Annotated in this window: 15 protein-coding genes; 11 read left to right on the top strand and 4 right to left on the bottom strand. The window is 56.1% G+C overall.

The features are described 5' to 3' along the window. Positions 1-53: 53 nt before the first annotated feature. From W822_RS28960 to dsbD, 4 genes are all read left to right on the top strand, one after another. A complete protein-coding gene (locus tag W822_RS28960; RefSeq protein ID WP_024004062.1) occupies positions 54-320 on the top strand; it encodes a CopG family antitoxin in 267 nt (88 codons plus the stop codon). 119 nt (positions 321-439) lie between these two features. Beyond that, positions 440-1,684, top strand: a complete 1,245-nt coding sequence (locus W822_RS28955) for an MFS transporter (protein ID WP_024004061.1) — start codon at positions 440-442, stop codon at positions 1,682-1,684. Positions 1,685-1,709: 25 nt separating this feature from the next. After that, positions 1,710-2,033 (top strand): divalent-cation tolerance protein CutA, encoded by a 324-nt coding sequence (gene cutA / locus W822_RS28950; protein ID WP_024004060.1) that lies wholly within the window; start codon positions 1,710-1,712, stop codon positions 2,031-2,033. Between the two features lie 9 nt (positions 2,034-2,042). Then, positions 2,043-4,079 (top strand): protein-disulfide reductase DsbD, encoded by a 2,037-nt coding sequence (dsbD, locus tag W822_RS28945; protein ID WP_253272233.1) that lies wholly within the window; start codon positions 2,043-2,045, stop codon positions 4,077-4,079. A 44-nt stretch (positions 4,080-4,123) separates the two neighbouring features. Here the strand turns inward: dsbD and W822_RS28940 are convergent, their stop codons facing one another. Further along, on the bottom strand, positions 4,124-4,390 hold the full coding sequence (locus W822_RS28940) for a hypothetical protein (RefSeq protein WP_024004058.1): 267 nt from the start codon (positions 4,388-4,390) through the stop codon (positions 4,124-4,126). Positions 4,391-4,672: 282 nt separating this feature from the next. On the opposite strand from W822_RS28940, the gene W822_RS28935 reads away from it, so the two are divergent. Together W822_RS28935 and W822_RS28930 are read left to right on the top strand one after the other, a co-directional pair. Beyond that, positions 4,673-6,313 carry a DUF1800 domain-containing protein gene (locus W822_RS28935; protein WP_051401608.1) on the top strand — a complete coding sequence of 547 codons (1,641 nt, stop codon included), beginning with the start codon at positions 4,673-4,675 and terminating at the stop codon, positions 6,311-6,313. Positions 6,314-6,315: 2 nt separating this feature from the next. Next, positions 6,316-7,503, top strand: a complete 1,188-nt coding sequence (locus tag W822_RS28930; RefSeq protein ID WP_024004056.1) for a DUF1501 domain-containing protein — start codon at positions 6,316-6,318, stop codon at positions 7,501-7,503. A gap of 38 nt (positions 7,504-7,541) precedes the next feature. Here the strand turns inward: W822_RS28930 and rfbB are convergent, their stop codons facing one another. Next, on the bottom strand, positions 7,542-8,624 hold the full coding sequence (rfbB, locus tag W822_RS28925; RefSeq protein ID WP_024004055.1) for a dTDP-glucose 4,6-dehydratase: 1,083 nt from the start codon (positions 8,622-8,624) through the stop codon (positions 7,542-7,544). 146 nt (positions 8,625-8,770) lie between these two features. On the opposite strand from rfbB, the gene rfbC reads away from it, so the two are divergent. Both rfbC and galU read left to right on the top strand, forming a co-directional pair. After that, positions 8,771-9,325 (top strand): dTDP-4-dehydrorhamnose 3,5-epimerase, encoded by a 555-nt coding sequence (gene rfbC / locus W822_RS28920; protein WP_024004054.1) that lies wholly within the window; start codon positions 8,771-8,773, stop codon positions 9,323-9,325. A 90-nt stretch (positions 9,326-9,415) separates the two neighbouring features. Beyond that, positions 9,416-10,252, top strand: a complete 837-nt coding sequence (gene galU / locus W822_RS28915; protein ID WP_024004053.1) for a UTP--glucose-1-phosphate uridylyltransferase GalU — start codon at positions 9,416-9,418, stop codon at positions 10,250-10,252. Positions 10,253-10,381: 129 nt separating this feature from the next. Here galU and hemB read toward each other — a convergent pair whose 3' ends face one another. Continuing rightward, positions 10,382-11,395: a porphobilinogen synthase gene (hemB, locus tag W822_RS28910; RefSeq protein WP_024004052.1), complete on the bottom strand. Its 1,014-nt coding sequence runs from the start codon at positions 11,393-11,395 to the stop codon at positions 10,382-10,384. A gap of 191 nt (positions 11,396-11,586) precedes the next feature. After that, positions 11,587-12,210, bottom strand: a complete 624-nt coding sequence (gene yihA / locus W822_RS28905) for a ribosome biogenesis GTP-binding protein YihA/YsxC (protein WP_024004051.1) — start codon at positions 12,208-12,210, stop codon at positions 11,587-11,589. 171 nt (positions 12,211-12,381) lie between these two features. Here yihA and W822_RS28900 point away from each other — a divergent pair, with 171 nt between their 5' ends. From W822_RS28900 to ccsB, 3 genes are all read left to right on the top strand, one after another. Then, on the top strand, positions 12,382-13,098 hold the full coding sequence (locus W822_RS28900) for a c-type cytochrome (protein WP_024004050.1): 717 nt from the start codon (positions 12,382-12,384) through the stop codon (positions 13,096-13,098). Between the two features lie 144 nt (positions 13,099-13,242). Next, complete coding sequence (locus W822_RS28895) at positions 13,243-15,351, top strand: cytochrome c biogenesis protein ResB (RefSeq protein ID WP_437177136.1); 2,109 nt, start codon at positions 13,243-13,245, stop codon at positions 15,349-15,351. A gap of 11 nt (positions 15,352-15,362) precedes the next feature. Next, positions 15,363-16,745 (top strand): c-type cytochrome biogenesis protein CcsB, encoded by a 1,383-nt coding sequence (gene ccsB, locus W822_RS28890; RefSeq protein WP_081724292.1) that lies wholly within the window; start codon positions 15,363-15,365, stop codon positions 16,743-16,745. Positions 16,746-16,909: the final 164 nt, after the last annotated feature.

Raw genomic sequence — 16,909 nt, 5'->3', positions numbered from 1 at the left:
AGAGATTCGTCCAATTAGCGCACGTTATATGCATCAAAAGGAGATTGCCTATTATGAGCAGCAATGCGTCAAAACGTAAGCCTATGCCTTCGCTCAAAAGTGACAGACAGGCAGAGGAATTTGTGGATTCAGCCGATCTTTCGGAGTTCGATCTCTCCGGTTTTAAGCCCATGCGCTTCGAGGTGCAAAACAAATCAGCAGCGCTCAATCTGCGATTGCCGCAGAATTTGCTGGATGCCATCAAAGCCAAGGCAAAAAGCAAAGGCATTCCATACACGCGATATATCAGGATGCTTATTGAACACGATATTGCGCAATGAGCATCCACCATATCGTTCTTTTTCTAAAACCCGATTTTTTCAGATTGATGACAGTCATACCCGCGCTACAATAAGGCCTGCAAAAAAATCCCCCATCTTCTCTCCACCAGGAACGTACCATGCGTGCTTCGTCTGTGTCAGGTCTTGCTGCGCCTGCAGAACCCGATTACGAAAAAAATGCCAGAAAAGCCATCTGGGCCTCTTCTATCGGTTATGCACTGGACGGCTTTGATCTGCTGATCCTGGGCTTTATTCTGTCGGCCGTGAGCGCAGGGCTGGGGCTGACCAGCACCGAAGCGGGATCCCTGGTGACCTGGACGCTGGTCGGCGCGGTGGTCGGTGGCGTCGGCTTCGGTCTGCTCAGCGATATCTACGGCAGGGTACGCGTGCTGACCTGGACAATCCTGCTCTTTGCCGTGTTCACGGGCATGTGCGCGCTGGCGCAAGGATACTGGGATCTGCTTGTCTATCGCACAATCGCAGGGCTGGGCCTGGGGGGAGAGTTTGGTATCGGCATGGCCCTGGCCACCGAAGCCTGTCGCCCGTCGCAGCGCGCTCGTGTGTCCTCCTACGTGGGCCTTGGCTGGCAGGCCGGGGTGCTGGCGGCCGCGCTGCTCACGCCATTGTTGCTGCCCATTATCGGCTGGCGCGGCATGTTCGCGGTCGGCGTGCTGCCGGCCATCGTGTCGTTTGTGGTTCGATCCTACATCGGCGAGCCTGAACAGTTCGTCAAATCCACGCCCGTGGCGCGCTCATTTACCCTCGCACCCTTGCGACTGCTGATCAAAGATGCAGAGACCATCAGACGCAGCGTGGGCGTCATCATCCTCTGTTCAGTCCAGAACTTCGGTTATTACGGACTCATGATCTGGATGCCCTCCTACCTGTCCACTCAGTTCGGCTATTCGCTCACCAAATCAGCCAGCTGGACGGCGATGACGGTGGTGGGCATGAGCCTGGGCATCTGGTTGTTCGGGCAACTGGCGGACCGCATCGGGCGTCGCCCCAGTTTCCTGATCTACCAGGGTGGCGCCGTGATCATGGTGTATGTGTATTCTCAATTGACAACGCCGGCTGCATTATTGTGGGGCGGCGCCATCATGGGGATTTTTGTCAATGGTATGATTGGTGGATACGGGGCGCTTATTTCCGAGTTGTATCCCAAGGCGGCCAGGGCCACGGCGCAGAATGTGCTGTTCAATATCGGCCGGGCCGTGGGTGGTTTCGGGCCTGTGGTCGTGGGCGCGCTTGCCGCTGCGTATTCCTTTGAAGTGGCGCTGGCTTTGCTGGCTTCCCTGTACGTGCTGGACATTATTGCGACGCTGTTTCTGATTCCTGAACGCAAGGGAATGGCGCTGGACTAGCTTTTTTCATTCCGGGAGTTTCAAAATGACAACCGAATGCGTAGTCATGCACACCACCGTGCCCGACCTGTTACTGGCAAAGCGCATAGCCCATTTGCTGGTTGAAGAACATCTGGCCGCCTGTGTGAACTTAAGCCCTGCCGGCCTGTCTATTTATTTGTGGGAAGAGAACGTCGAAGGGACAGAGGAAATCACCCTCACCATCAAGACCTCCAGCCAGGCCAGTCTGCGCTGTCAGGAGCGGATTGTGCAATTGCACCCTTATGACGTACCGGAAATCATTATTTTGCCTGTCCTGGGCGGGCATGTGCCCTACCTGAACTGGGTGAAAGCGCAAACATCGAAGTAGAGAGGTCAAGTGTTGACGTTGTCTGATCTGAAGAGCCGCATGATGTGGCTGCTGGGGCTCATTGCCATGCTGGTGCTCATGGCCGGGCCGATAGTACATGCAGAAGAAGAGTTTCTGGATCCGGAACAGGCATTTGTGTTTTCTGCGCAAATGCAAAACCCTTCGCAACTGCGTATAGACTATCGTATTGCGCCGAAATACTATATGTATCACGAGCGCTTTGAGTTTCATGTAAAGGGCGACGCGGATCAGTCCCAGGCACGCACGCTGCTGGGAACCCCGGTTTTCCCCAAGGGGGAAGTGAAGTATGACCCGACCTTCGACAAAAAGATGGAGGTCTTCCATAACCAGGTGGGCATTACTTTACCGCTGCTTAAACAGACCACACCGTTTACGCTTCAGGTCGTCGGCCAGGGCTGTGCCGATGCCGGTCTGTGCTACCCACCCATTACGTATGAAATCGAACTGGAACCGGCGCCTGGCGGCGGCCTGAGCATTGTAGACGGGACGCGCGGCGTTAAAAAAGGCGCGGCTCCCGCAGGCTCGGTCGATAGTCCGCCAACCAACGCAGATGCTTCCGGGAATGGCGCAGGTCAGATTACGTCTACTGCCACGTCTGATCTGACCCGCAGTCTGGCGCAGCCATCAGCAACCGGGCAGAACGCATCCCAGAATCAGATCGGTCCCGGTCCCGGTGCCGATGCCGCAACGCCATCCCTTTTTGATGCAGGCGATACAACGATCGCCCAATGGCTGTCAGAAGCCGGGCTGGTCCGCATTTTGCTGATCTGTTTTGCGTTGGGCGTCGTGCTGTCGTTTACCCCCTGCGTGCTGCCCATGCTGCCGATTCTGTTGTCCGTCATCGTCGGCGACCAGAAGGCGCGCGGCGGAGTTCCCTCCAAAGGGCGCGGCTTCGCGCTGACGCTCATGTATGTGCTGGGCACCGCCGTTGTGTACACGGTGCTGGGCATCGCGGCAGCCTCTGTCGGTTCAGTCCTGGCAGCCTGGATCCAGAATCCCTGGGTCCTGTCGGCGTTCGCCCTGATATTGATTGTGCTGGCCATCGGCATGTTTGGCGCTTTCACCATACAAATGCCGGTGTCGCTGCAAACCGCGTTGAACAATAAGGTGTCGCGCATGCCTGGCGGGCGTTACGGCGGATCTTTCGGGATGGGGATGCTGTCCGCACTCATCTGTGGTCCTTGCGTAGCGGCGCCCCTGGCGGGCATTTTGCTGTTTATCTCGCAGACCGGTAACTTGTTGCTGGGTGGGCTGGCGCTGTTTGTGCTGGCCTGGGGGCAGGGCGCTTCGCTGTTGATTCTGGGCGCCACCTCGGGCGCGCTGATGCCCAGGGCCGGCCCGTGGATGGAAGGTATCAAATATTTCTGCGGCCTGCTGTTGCTGGCGACGGCATTATGGATGCTGATGCCCGTTGTTCCCTTGTGGGTACAGATGTTGGGCTGGGCCTTCCTGAGTATGTGTCTGGCGGTATTGCTGGGCGCCTTCCGCGCTGATACCGCTCCGGTTGGCGACACGGGTCCCCTGCGCCTGATACTGCGCGCCTTGGGCCTGCTGGCGGCGGCCTGGGCCTTGTTGCTGCTGATCGGGTTGGCCACCGGCAGCCGCGACCCTCTGGCCCCCCTGCAAGGCATCACGCAAGTCAATGGTGCAGCACCCGCCAGTAACACAAAAGTGCAGTTTGAACGGGTCAAATCCCTGACTGAGCTAGAGGCGCGTGTCGCCGCAGCCGGCAAGCCGGTCATGCTGGATTTTTATGCCGACTGGTGTATTTCCTGTCATGAGATGGAAAAATTCACGTTTACCGACAGCCGGGTAGCCGGGCTCATGGACTCAATGCTTCTGCTGCAGGCCGATGTGACGGGTAACAATGCGCAGGATCGGGAGTTGCTCAAGCGTTTTCGGCTGTTTGGCCCGCCAGGGATTATCTTTTTTGACCGGGGCGGCCGGGAAATGGTCGATAACCGGGTCGTGGGCTTTCAAAAAGCCGACCGGTTTCTGGAAAAGCTGCAACAGGCACAGCAATAGCCGGCTGCACACAGTGCAGGCAATCTTGAATAGAGAAGGGAAGGTCAGTCCAGGTCAAGCCAGCTGCGGTTTTTTTCCGATAGTCCGATGCCAGCCCATTTATTTCCCAGTTCGATCACCAGGAGACTGTCGTTGGTGTCCAGGGCAGGCAGCAACAGCTCGCGCACCTGCGTGACTCCCAGGCTGGTGGACACAATATAACTTGAGTCATAGCAATGCCAGCGGCTGGGAAAATGTTCATCGATCAGTTGCTTTAACTTGGTAAAGCGTGTTCCCAGCAGACGGCGGTCATATGTGATCAGCACTTTCATTTTAATTCCCCTGACTATGAAAACCCATTGCCGATATAGTAATACAAATCCGCTGACATGGGCCAGATAGTTGCGTGAGGGTGATCGCGGTGAACGGCGGCGCATGCGTCCCGAAAAGGTTCATCGCTGTCAAATCGGGTTACTGGCACGTGGTTTCAGCCGCTTTCAATTTGTTAAGCCTGCGATCAGGCCCGGTACACTAGAATCTGTTTTGTTACTGATGCATCTTGCCCATGTACGCAAGTGTGGGTGACTCTCTTCATAACAGAAAATGGCTGATTTATGAACAAAATATGGAACCGCGCCTGGCAATCCGACAAGCGCTCCGAGCCGTCTCTCATTACGGCAAACGTGTCGCCCAATCTGGAACAAGCCGCGTCCCCGGACTCAATTGCGGCCACACGCCGGTTTGCCACTAGCGCATTGCTGCTTGCCGCGATGCTCCTGGCTCCCCGCATTGCAATGGCGGCCCTGTCTGCGGAAGACCTGGCCTGGATAGACCGGATCACCTATGGCGTCAATAAACAGACGGCCATGGAGTACGAGAAACTGGGACGGGAAAAGTTTCTGCAAAAACAGCTGCATCCGCCCGCAAATGACCAATTGGATGAGGCCACTGAAGCGAATCTGGCGCGGAATGTCGTTGATATGCAGACCGTCATGGAGAATGTGACGGTCAGGCGGCAGAAATTTGTCCGTGAAGTCAAAGACCAGAGGAAACGGTCTGAATTTAACACCATGATCCGTCGCGAAGGCAACAAGGTACTGGCTGTCGCCAAACGCCGGCACCTGATTCGCGCCATTTATTCACCCTGGCAGTTGAAAGAGCAAATGGCCTGGTTCTGGCTGAATCATTTTTCTGTGTTCGCTGCAAAGGCCAATATTCGCTTTCAGGCAGGCGACTACGAAGATCGTGCCCTGCGTCCCCACGCCTTGGGGAAATTCAGGGATCTGCTGTTGGCAACCATGACGCATCCGGCGATGCTTGATTACCTGGATGCTTCCAAAAACAAAAAAGGCAAGCCCAACGAAAACTATGCGCGTGAACTCATGGAGTTGCACACAATGGGGGTGGGCAGCGGCTACACACAGAAAGACATCACGGAAGTGGCCCGGGTGCTGACGGGGATCAGTGTCAATTTCAGTCCCACACTGCCCAAGCTTAACGAGAAATCTAAAGAGGGTTTCTTTCGCAAAAATGGCATACAGTTCTTTCCTCGTCAGCATGACGCAGGGGACAAGGTCGTGCTAGGTAAAAAAATCAAGGGTGACGGCTGGGGTGAAGTTGAAGCGCTGGCCGATCTGCTTGCCAGACAGCCCGCTACCGCCAAGCACATCAGTACCAAACTGGCCCAGTTTTTTGTCGGCGACCAGCCCGCGCCGGCATTGGTCAAAGCTATGAGCGAGCGTTTTATGAAAAGCGACGGCGATATCTCGCAAACGCTCGAAACGCTGTTCAAAAGCAAAGAATTCAAGGCCTCACTGGGCAGCAAATTCCGTGACCCCATGGAAGTGGTCGTCTCTACCGCAAGGCTGGCTTACGAAGATCGGCAAATACAGAACTATCTACCCCTGACCAATTCGCTCGACCGCCTGGGTCAGGGCTTATACAAAAGAGTGACGCCAGACGGCTATCCGCTGCAAAAAAGCATGTGGGATGGCTCCAGTCAGCTCTTTCAGCGCTTTGAAGTAGTTCGGTTTCTGAGCACAGGCACCGCCAGATTTTTCCAGTATGGCAAGCAATCTGACGAGATAAAAGGATCTGTTCCTGATCTGAACAATGACTTCTACGAGCAAAACATCAAACCGCATCTGTCCGAGACCACGCTGGGCGTGCTGAACAAAACCCCCAAAAACCGGGTAATGTGGAATGCCATGCTCTTCTCCTCGCCAGAATGGATGAACAGGGAGTACAAGAAATGAACATGAACCGACGTGATTTCCTGGCGACCGCCATGCTGGCGCCGCTCACGGTCAATAGCCACCAGTTGTTTGCTGCCGAAAGCACGGATATCAAAACGCTGGTTATTTTCCTGCGCGGCGCCTATGACGCCTGTAATTTTCTGGTGCCCTACACCAGTGACGATTATTACGAAAATCGCCCGCGTATCGCTATTGCCCAGCCCGGCAGTGCGCAAGACGCAGCGCTCAAGCTGGACAATCACTGGGGCATGCACCCGGTCTTTCAGAAAACGCTGATGCCGCTTTGGGAGAAAAAGCAGATTGCATTCATTCCCTTTGCGGGTACTGCCGATTTGTCCCGCAGCCATTTCGAGACGCAGGACCTGATGGAGAGCGGGCAACCGGCCAATGGTAAACGCGCTTACGGGACGGGGTTCCTGAACCGGCTAGCCACCGTTCTGGGCGCAAAGGCGCAGCCCGTTTCATTCACCAACAACAACCCGCTCATCATGCAGGGGCCCGCCCGCATTCCCCTGATTGGTCTGAGCGGATCAGGCAAGTCGGTGTTCAGAGATAATCAAATATCCCTGCTGGAAGATCTGTACAAAAACAGCAAACAGGAGGAGATTGTCGCCGAAGGCGTAGCCAACCATAGAATGATGCTGGAGGAGTTTGAGAAAGAGAAGGAAGCCGCCAGCAGAAATGCAGTCAGCGCCAAAGGGTTTGATCTGCAGGTCAAACGCATGGCCTCGTTGATGAAAGACAAGTACAGCCTGGGTTTTCTGGATATTGGTAACTGGGATACCCATTATAGTCAGGGTGGCGCCAGCGGAATGCTGGCCAATCAGTTCAAAAACCTGGGCAGTGGTCTGAAAACCTTTGCCGACGAAATGGGCCCGCAGTGGAACAAAACCGTGGTGTATGTGATGTCCGAGTTCGGCCGAACGTTTCGTGAAAATGGCAGTGGCGGAACGGACCACGGCCACGGTTCGGTGCACTGGGTGCTGGGGGGCGCGATCAACGGCGGTAAAATTCTGGGCGAACAAACCGACGTCAGCATTGCGGCGCTGAATGAAGAACGTGATTACAAGGTGCTGAACAATTCACGGGATGTGCTCGGTGGTCTGTTCAAAGAAATTTATGGGCTGAATAATGAGCAAGTGCAGAAAGTGTTCCCGTCGTCCAAAGCGTCTGCAATCAAGATGATCTGATGCGGGCGTTAACTCGGCCTGCCTCAAAGCCCGGCCTATTACGTCTGTGATAGCGCCGTGCGCCACCACGATTCATTGTCAAGAAACCATGCTACTGTCTTGACAATCCCCGAGTCAAACGGCTCGTGCGCGACAAAATCCAGTTCCCGCTCGATTTTTGCAGGATCAATGGCATAGCGGCGATCATGCCCCGGCCGGTCCTGCACATGACGAATCAGGGAGGTTGATTGTCCCGCGCGCGCGGCCCTGGCCAGCGGAAAGCGCTGCCGCAATTGTGGTTGCGTGGCAAAGGCCTCGTCCATGACACGACACAGCGTGTGCAGCACCTGAATATTCGTCAATTCGCAACGGGCGCCGATATTCCAGGTATCGCCGGCTTTGCCTCGCAGGAGAATGGTTTCGATTGCGCGAATATGATCGAGCACATACAGCCAGTCGCGGATTTGCCGGCCATCGCCGAAAACCGGAATGGTTTTATCGTGCAGGATATGGGTCAGTGCCAGCGGGATCAGTTTTTCGGGGTAATGATAGGGGCCGTAGTTGTTTGAACAGCGGCTGAGCGTGGTGGCCAGTCCATACGTCTGGTTGAAGGCGCGTACCAAATGATCGGCTGCCGCTTTGCTGGCTGAATACGGTGAATTGGGCGCGTACGCAGTGTTTTCGGTAAAGGCCGGCTGGTCTGCCTGCAGGCTGCCAAACACTTCGTCGGTGCTGACATGATGGAAACGATGCGGCAAGGCAGGCTTATTCTGCAGTGCCGGCGCCTCGATCCACACCTGGCGGGCGGCCTTGAGCAGGCTGTAAGTGCCGGTAATATTGGTCTGGATGAACGTATCGGGACCCTGGATGGAGCGGTCCACGTGGCTTTCCGCGGCAAAATGCACGATCGTATCAATGCGGTGCTGCCGCAGCAGGGCAATGACCTTGTCGGTATTGGTAATGTTGCCGTGCACAAAAGTGAAATTCTGACGCGCATCCAGTTCCGCCAGGTTCTCCCTGTTGCCCGCATAGGTGAGTGCATCCAGCACGACCAGCGTGTCGTCGGGGTGCTGCGCCAGCCAGTAATGAACGAAGTTGGCTCCGATAAATCCGGCGCCACCGGTAACGAGCAGAGAGGCCATGATTGTCTTCGGGCTGTCAAGTCAAAGTGGTAATCGACTATCATAACAGGATGCCCGTGTGCCTTGGCCTGTCGGCCCGCCGCGCTCCGTATCGATCCGCTATAATCGGTGTTGATCCGATCCCCTCATGGCATGTCAACGCTTTCATGAAAACAGAACGCCTGGTTATCCCCGATGTCCTGCTGCTCACGCCCAGGGTGCATCGCGACGCGCGCGGTTATTTTCTGGAAACCTACCGGCAACAGGTGCTTGACGATGCGCTGGGACGCCCGGTGCGTTTTACGCAGGACAATGAGTCGCTGTCTGCCTATGGCGTGATTCGGGGGCTGCATTACCAATTGCCGCCCTGGGGCCAGAGCAAACTGGTGCGGGTGGTGCAGGGGCGGGTGCGGGACGTCGTGGTCGATTTGCGTAAAAGCAGCCCCACTTTTGGTCAGTCTCTGCAAATTGAACTGGATGCCGAGACAAAACAGATGCTATTTATCCCCGTCGGCTTTGCACACGGCTTTGCCGTACTCAGTGAACAGGCTATTTTTTCTTACAAAACCGACGCGCCCTATGCCCCCGAGGCAGAGCGGGGCGTGGCTTTCGATGATCCCCAGCTCAATATCGACTGGCGGGTGCCGGGCGAGCGGCGCCTGTTGGCCGAGCGGGACCGGCACTTCCCGGCGTTTGCGGCACTGCAGGACCTCTACCCCTGAGGGCAGGCGTTTAGGCTGAGCGCGTGTGCAGGACCGGTTTGGTGGAACATTCAGATAAAATACAACGATCTGTCACTCAATGAGGTCTACATGAATCCGATTCGTAAAGCTGTTTTTCCTGTCGCCGGTCTGGGCACCCGGTTTTTACCGGCCACCAAGGCGATGCCCAAGGAAATGCTGCCGGTCGTCGATAAACCGCTGATTCAATACGCAGTTGAAGAGGCAGTCAAGGCCGGTATTACAGATCTGATTTTCATTACCGGACGGCACAAGCGCGCCATCGAAGATCATTTTGATTCCATGCCCGAACTCGAATCCGAGCTCGAAGAAAAGGGCAAACAGGAAATGCTGAAACAGGTCCGACAGGTCATTCCGTCCAACGTCAACTGCATTTATATCCGTCAGCCGGCGCCGCTGGGACTGGGGCATGCCGTGCTGTGCGCCGAACCCGTCGTGGGGAACGAGCCGTTTGCCGTCTTGCTGGCCGATGACCTGATTGATGCCGATGTGCCGGTGACTCAACAGCTGATCCAGGCCGCGCACGCCAACAATGGCAGCGTGCTGGGTATTCAGACGATTAATCGTGAAGATTCCAGCAAGTACGGCATTATTGCCGGCAAGTCCGTGTCATCCAACACCATTCAGGTAGCCAATATTGTCGAAAAACCGTCACCGGCAGACGCGCCATCAGACAAGGCCGTCGTGGGGCGCTATATCCTGGAACCGGAAATCTTTGAATACCTGCGCCATATCGGCAAGGGGGCGGGTGGCGAAATCCAGCTGACTGACGGGATTGCCGCGCTGCTCAAAAGCCGCAATGTTTTTGGGCTCGCCTACGATGGTGTACGCTACGATTGCGGCAGCAAGGCCGGCTTTTTTGCCGCGACGGTCGCACTGGGGCAGAAATATCACGGCTTCAAGCTGTAATTTGTTGAACAGATTGTTGGCGAGGACTTGCCGCCGTCAACAATCGCGCCCTGTCGAGTTTCGTTTGTCGCAAGAAAACACGGCCGTTGTCTTTCGTTTCAGATTGTAGAAGCGTATCGGGCCTCCATCTTACTGACGACCGGTCAGAATACGTGCTGCGTCAATGGAAAAGTACGTCAGAATGCCGTCTGCACCGGCGCGCTTGAAGCACATCAGTGACTCCATCATCACTTTGTCGTGATCCAGCCAGCCGTTTTGCGCGGCTGCCTTGATCATGGCGTATTCACCGCTAACCTGATAGGCGTAGGTCGGAACGCGGAACGTGTCCTTGACCTCGCGGACAATATCCAGGTAAGGCAGCCCGGGCTTGACCATCACCATATCGGCACCTTCGCGAATATCAGCAGCAATTTCTCGCAACGCCTCGTTGCGATTGGCCGGGTCCATCTGGTAGGTCATTTTGTTGGATTTGCCCAGATTGGTGGCTGAACCCACTGCATCGCGGAAGGGGCCGTAGAAGGCGCTGGCGTACTTGGCCGAATAGGCCATGATCCGGGTATAGATCAGTTTTTCCTTTTCCAGGGCCTGGCGGATGGCGCCGATCCGGCCGTCCATCATATCGCTGGGCGCCACATAGTCGGCGCCGGCGCGTGCCTGTGTCAGCGCCTGTTGCAGCAGAATTTCCGTGGTTTCATCGTTCAGCACATAGCCATTTTCATCCAGTACGCCGTCCTGCCCATGGCTGGTGTAGGGATCCAGCGCGACGTCGCACAAAATGCCCAGTTCGGGAAACTCCTTCTTGAGCAGCGCAATCGTACGGGGGATCAGGCCATCTTCGCGGGTTGCGGCAATGCCGTCGGGCGTCTTGATGTCCGGATCGATGGAGGGGAACAGCGCCATGACAGGAATACCCAGGGATACACAGGTTTCGGCCACCGCCAGCAGCGTGTCGGGACTGTAGCGGCTGACACCGGGCATGGATGCGACAGGTTCGGTAATGCCCCGGCCTTCCTTGATGAAGACCGGATAAATCAGGTCGTTGACGGTCAGGACATTTTCCTGGACCAGCCGGCGCGAAAAATCGTCGCGACGGTTGCGGCGGGGACGGGAAGCGGGAAAGTCGGCGGTGATAATAGAAGTCATTGTTTTGTCCGTAAAGCAGTAGATGTCATGCCAATGGTGGCAGATGACGGATGATCCGGTTCTGGCACACTCCCCCGGCCTGAATCGGCACAACGGGTCGTTGGTGTCAGGATGAGCACCCTTTGCTCAGAGTGCGCCCGGTCAAAAAAGTTCGATATAGCCCTGTGGTTTGAGCGAGTGGCTGATCCTCTTCAGGGCACAACCTGGGGTGAAATCCAGTTCACGATGCTGCGGTCGGCCTCTTCGAGCCCGATGCGCTGGGTGGCGGAAAACGGCACGGCGTTCAGCGCGCCGATATCGGCCAGTTCCTTCTTGACAGCGAAGACCGCCTTGATGCGTTGCCCATATGGCAGTTTGTCGGCCTTGGTCAGCAGCGCCAGCACCGGTTTGCCCGAGGGGGCGATCCAGTTGGCCAGCCGCCGGTCCAGGTCGGTGACGCCCCGGCGAATGTCGATCAGCAGCACGACGCCGGCCAGCGAGGTGCGCTGGCGCAGATAGGCGCCCAGCACTTCAGCCCACTCCTCGCGGGCATCGCGTGCCACCGACGCATAACCGTAGCCGGGAAGGTCGGTCAGAAAGCCCAGGGGTTGCTCCGGATCCAGCGGATCGGGGATGCCGAACAGGTTGATCAGCCGGGTCCGCCCCGGCGTTTTACTGGAAAACGCCAGCCGTTTCTGGTTGGTCAGCACATTGATGGCAGATGATTTGCCGGCATTGGAGCGTCCCACAAAGCAGACCTCCGGGGCGCCGGGCGGGGGCAACTGATCCAGCTTGGCGGCTGAGATGTAGAACGAGGCGCGATGTAATATTGACACAAGGGGTTCCGGCAAAAAAAGTTTCGTCCTGTATTGTATAATTGCTAGGCTAAAAAATGCCTAAATTCACGTTTGAGGTTTATACTTCCGTGTCTGACAGCATTTATCTTTTAAAATACGGGCCGTGGTTGCAAAAGTGCACCCCAGATCCATGGGTCACAGAGGATATTCATGAAGCGAGTTTTAACAAACATTCTGGTTGCCGGTAGCGTATTGGCCGGTGTGGCCTTTGGAGCGGCAGCCTTCGGTGCAGAAGCGGCAGCAGCAAAAGCGCCCGTACCCGATGCTGAAAAAGGTGCAGCGCTCTACACGAAAGGTGATATGTCTCGCGGCATTCTGGCCTGTGTAGCCTGTCATGGCGCCAACGGTAACAGTGGCGTACCCATGTATCCGAACCTCGCCGGCATGCCTCATGAATACATCGCACTCCAGCTGGAACATTTCAAAGCCCCCGCAGACAAGGTCATTCGCGGCACGGCCGATGGCAAACCCACCGCAATGGCGCCTATCGTAGCGCAAATGACAGAAGAAGACATGCTGAATCTGTCCGTATTTCTCAGCAAGCAGCAACTGACCCAGCCCGCCAAGGCCAAACAGGGCGACAACAAAGACGTGGTCAGTCGTGGTCGCCAGATCTGGCGCGCCGGTATTCCCGAGCGTAGTGTTCCTGCCTGTGCATCCTGCCATGGTGCAACCGGCCAGGGCATTCCCTCTGCTTTCCCGCGTCTTTCCGGCCAGCACCCCGAATATCTTGAAGCGCAACTGCATGGCTTTGCCGATGGGTATCGCAAGCAGGGCGGTGCAGACAACATGATGGGTAAAATTGCCAACCGCATGAACAAGGCGGACATCCAGGCCGTTGCAGATTACGCAGCAGGCATTCGCTAAGCTGCCGGCCGAACGTTCAAGGCAGGCTGCAGCTGAACCTGTCCTGATCGTCAATTTATCACCAGCACCGGCGGGAATGTTTGGAACTTTTCCGTTTACGCTGGTCTAAGAAGGGGTAACGCGTATTGTGTGCCCCTTTTTCCTATGACCACTTCAGTATCTCGTCCAACCCACAGAGTCTGGGGCGCCCAGCTCATTGACCTGCTCGGTTCCATGCGCTTTGCAGTGAGCCTGCTCAGTTTTATCTGCGTGGCCAGTATCATCGGTACTGTTCTGCAGCAAAACCAGCCTGAACTCACCTATACCGACCAGTTCGGCATGTACTGGTATGCCGTTTTCAGCAAATTCGGTGTAGCGCAAATCTACAATACCTGGTGGTTTCTGCTCATCATGACCTTCCTGGTCGTGTCTACATCGGTCTGCGTATTGCGCAATGCGCCCAAAATGATCAAGGACATGCGTTCCTTTCGCGAGTATATTCGTGAAGGCAGCCTGCGCGCGTTCCCGCATCGCCTGGACTTCCAGACCGGACACACTGCCGCGGCAACGCTGGCGCGGGCAAAGGCCTGGCTGAAAAAGGAAGGCTACGCGGTCAAGGAAAAAACCGACGATAGCGGCACGTTGCTGGCCGCCAAAAAAGGCAGCGCCAACCGCCTGGGCTACATCTTTGCACATGTGTCCATTGTGATCGTCTGTATCGGTGGTCTGCTTGATAGCGAACTGCCCAACCGTCTGCAAATCTGGCTCGGTTCCAAGCAGCCTATTCCCGAATCGGCGCGCTACGTGTCCGATGTCCCGTCTTCTGCCCGCTTTTCGCCCGGCAACCCCAGCTTTCGGGGTAATGTCTCCATCGCAGAGGGCAACACCTCCAATACCGGCATTCTGCAGTTAAGCGCGGGGCAGTATCTGCAAATGCTGCCGTTCGATATCAAGCTGAACAAGTTCATTATCGAATACTACGAAACCAATGGCATGCCCAAGCGCTTTGCCAGCGAAGTGACCATTACCGACAAAGAAACGGGGCAGGTGACCGATAAAACCATCGAGGTCAACCATCCTTTCGAAATGCATGGCATTACGCTATACCAATCCAGTTTCCATGATGGCGGCTCCAAGGTGACGCTAACCGGTTATCCGCTGGCCGGCAGCGATAGCACACCCTTCGAACTGGCCGGCGCGGTTGGAGAGCAGGCGCGTGTCACCACGACACTGGCAGGCCAGACCAAACACTATACCGTCACCTTCGACGACTTCAAGCCCATCAATGTAGAAGATCTGTCTGCACCCAATCCCGGCGCGGCAAAGCCCAAGACCTTCCAGGAAGATATTCTGGCTGTCACCGGCAGCGCCGCCGGCAAAAATGATAAAAAACTGCACAATATCGGCCCCAGCGTCTCGTACACGCTGACCGATGACCGTAACCAGTCCGTCAAATTCAATAATTACATGCTGCCGGTCATGCTCGAGAACGCGCCGGTTTTCCTGATCGGCATGCAAGTGCCGGGGGACACGATGTTCCGTTATGTCAGGATTCCGGCTGATGATAAAAGCTCGATCAATGAATTTCTGAGCCTGCGCGCGGCGTTCAATGACAAAGCCATGCGGCTGAAGGCTGCGACTGCCTATGCCGAGAAGAATCAGGACGGACGTATCGACAAGGCTGTCATCGTCCAACTGGCAGAGCGGGCGTTGAGCGTCTTTGCGGCTGATGGCTTTGCGGGCATCGATAATTACGTCGATGGTCAGGGTGTTCCTGAAAAAGACCGGGTACCGGCAGATCTGCGCGAACCCATGAAGAAGATCCTGCGCGAATATTTGTTGTTTTCCGCGATTGAGCTGCGTAATTTGTCGCGCGAACAGGCGGGCCTGGCGCCGATCGTCTTTGGCGGACCGGGCTCCGAAGCCCAGGCGCGGTGGTTCGATCAGGCGCTGCGCGCCGTTTCAGATCTGGCCAATTACCCCGCACCCATGTTTTTCCAGCTGAAAACCTTTCAGCATATTCAGGCCAGTGTTCTGCAGGCTACGCGATCCCCGGGTAAACTGTTGGTTTACGGAGGATCGGTGCTGCTGATACTGGGTGTCTTCTCCATGTTCTACATTCGTGATCGACGTATCTGGATCTGGGTCAAGCCCGGGCAGGACGATCAGGACAGCCGGATGATGGCGGCCATGACCTCGCAAAAACGCACACTCGATTTCAATCGTGAGTTCGAGCGGTTCCGTCATCACTTTACCGGTAACCCAAAAGCCTAGTAGGGGTATTTATGTCAAATACAATTGTGACCGCATCAGGAAACGCTGAGCTGGCAACTGACAGCTGGGCTGATACCGATTCTCTGGCAGCGTGGGAAAAAAATATCACCGAGTCGGGCGATAGCCGCATGCAGCGCGGTCGGCCGGGCCTGACAGATATTGTTTTCCTGCTCGTGCTGCTGGCCGGGGCCGCCTACGCCATCATGCGTTATCCCGACGCCATGGATTACTATGAAAAAGCCATCCTGGTCGGCATGACCTTTGTGGCGACCTGGCTGGGCTGGTTGTGGCGGCCTGCGCGCAAACTCATGATTGCCTGTGCCCTTGCGGCCGGCCTGGCGATTTGGCTCTATGACGGACAACTGGCTCATGCAGAAAGCAACTTCATGCTGAAGTATTTGCTGTCGTCGCAATCGGCCATTCTGTGGATGTGTGCCCTGTTTTTTATGGCAACCGTCTGCTACTGGATTGGTTTTGTGAGTACGACCGGTGCCTGGATGGGCTCTGCGCTTACCTGGGCGGGCGTGTTTGCCGGATTCACCGGCCTGCTGGTGCGCTGGCGTGAAGGTCACCTGATCGCCCCCGATATGGGTCATATTCCCGTCAGCAATCTGTATGAAGTCTTCGTGCTGTTCTGTCTGATAACGGCGCTGTTCTACCTGTATTACGAAAAACGCTATAACACGCGGGCCCTGGGCGGGTTCGTGCTGCTGGTCATCTCGTCTGCCGTGATCTTCCTGCTTTGGTACACCTTCGAGCGCGATGCCGCGGTGATCACGCCATTGAACAATGCGCTGCGCAGCTGGTGGATGAAGCTGCATGTGCCGGCGAACTTTATCGGTTACGGCTCGTTCGCGTTGTCGGCCATGGTGGGTTTTGCCTATCTGGTCAAGCAGCATGGCGCAACCACCAGCTGGAAGCCCATGATTCCGCTGCTGCTGGTGGGCGGCGCCATGGTGTCGGAATTGTTTATCTTCCGTGACAAAGAAAACGTTGGATTCTGGCTCGTCTATTTTCTGGCCAGCCTGGCTATTGTGGCCGCCATTCTGCTGGGACGCCGCGTGATTGCGGCCAAACTGCCTCCGCTGGAAGTGCTGGACGATATTATGTATCGCTCCATCTCTATCGGCTTTGCGTTCTTCACCGTCGCGACCATCCTGGGGGCCTTCTGGGCTGCCGACGCCTGGGGCACCTACTGGCAGTGGGATCCCAAAGAAACCTGGGCCTTCATCGTGTGGCTCAACTACGCTGCCTGGCTGCACCTTCGCCTGATGAAAGGCATGCGCGGTACTTTCGCAGCCTATTGGGCTCTGGTGGGTTTGGTCATTACCAGCTTTGCCTTCCTGGGCGTCAACATCTTTCTGTCCGGCCTGCACTCCTACGGCGAGTTGTAAGCGCCATAGTCCAGGGCGGAGCGGGCCGGTTCGCTCATCCCTTCGCTGCAGGTAAAAAAAAGGGATACCAGGTGATAAAACACCGTGGTATCCCAACAGGGAAAATCATTCATTCTTCAATGCGCTGATCGGCTGGTTCATACTGACCCGTCTGCCAGACAGGC

Origin of the sequence: Advenella kashmirensis W13003, from assembly GCF_000506985.1 — a bacterium.
Classification (GTDB): Bacteria; Pseudomonadota; Gammaproteobacteria; order Burkholderiales; family Burkholderiaceae_B; genus Advenella; species Advenella kashmirensis_A.
The sequence above is the reverse complement of the archived record's forward strand: the minus strand, read 5'-3'. Positions and strand labels throughout refer to the sequence as shown.

Coding starts and splice junctions, on each gene's coding strand:
- rfbC (WP_024004054.1), top strand. CDS start 8,771: ATGAAAACAGAACGCCTGGTTATCCCCGATGTCCTGCTGCTCACGCCC.
- rfbB (WP_024004055.1), bottom strand. CDS start 8,624: ATGGCCTCTCTGCTCGTTACCGGTGGCGCCGGATTTATCGGAGCCAAC.
- ccsB (WP_081724292.1), top strand. CDS start 15,363: ATGTCAAATACAATTGTGACCGCATCAGGAAACGCTGAGCTGGCAACT.
- W822_RS28960 (WP_024004062.1), top strand. CDS start 54: ATGAGCAGCAATGCGTCAAAACGTAAGCCTATGCCTTCGCTCAAAAGT.
- W822_RS28935 (WP_051401608.1), top strand. CDS start 4,673: ATGAACAAAATATGGAACCGCGCCTGGCAATCCGACAAGCGCTCCGAG.
- W822_RS28930 (WP_024004056.1), top strand. CDS start 6,316: ATGAACCGACGTGATTTCCTGGCGACCGCCATGCTGGCGCCGCTCACG.
- cutA (WP_024004060.1), top strand. CDS start 1,710: ATGACAACCGAATGCGTAGTCATGCACACCACCGTGCCCGACCTGTTA.
- W822_RS28900 (WP_024004050.1), top strand. CDS start 12,382: ATGAAGCGAGTTTTAACAAACATTCTGGTTGCCGGTAGCGTATTGGCC.
- W822_RS28940 (WP_024004058.1), bottom strand. CDS start 4,390: ATGAAAGTGCTGATCACATATGACCGCCGTCTGCTGGGAACACGCTTT.
- hemB (WP_024004052.1), bottom strand. CDS start 11,395: ATGACTTCTATTATCACCGCCGACTTTCCCGCTTCCCGTCCCCGCCGC.
- W822_RS28895 (WP_437177136.1), top strand. CDS start 13,243: ATGACCACTTCAGTATCTCGTCCAACCCACAGAGTCTGGGGCGCCCAG.
- galU (WP_024004053.1), top strand. CDS start 9,416: ATGAATCCGATTCGTAAAGCTGTTTTTCCTGTCGCCGGTCTGGGCACC.
- W822_RS28955 (WP_024004061.1), top strand. CDS start 440: ATGCGTGCTTCGTCTGTGTCAGGTCTTGCTGCGCCTGCAGAACCCGAT.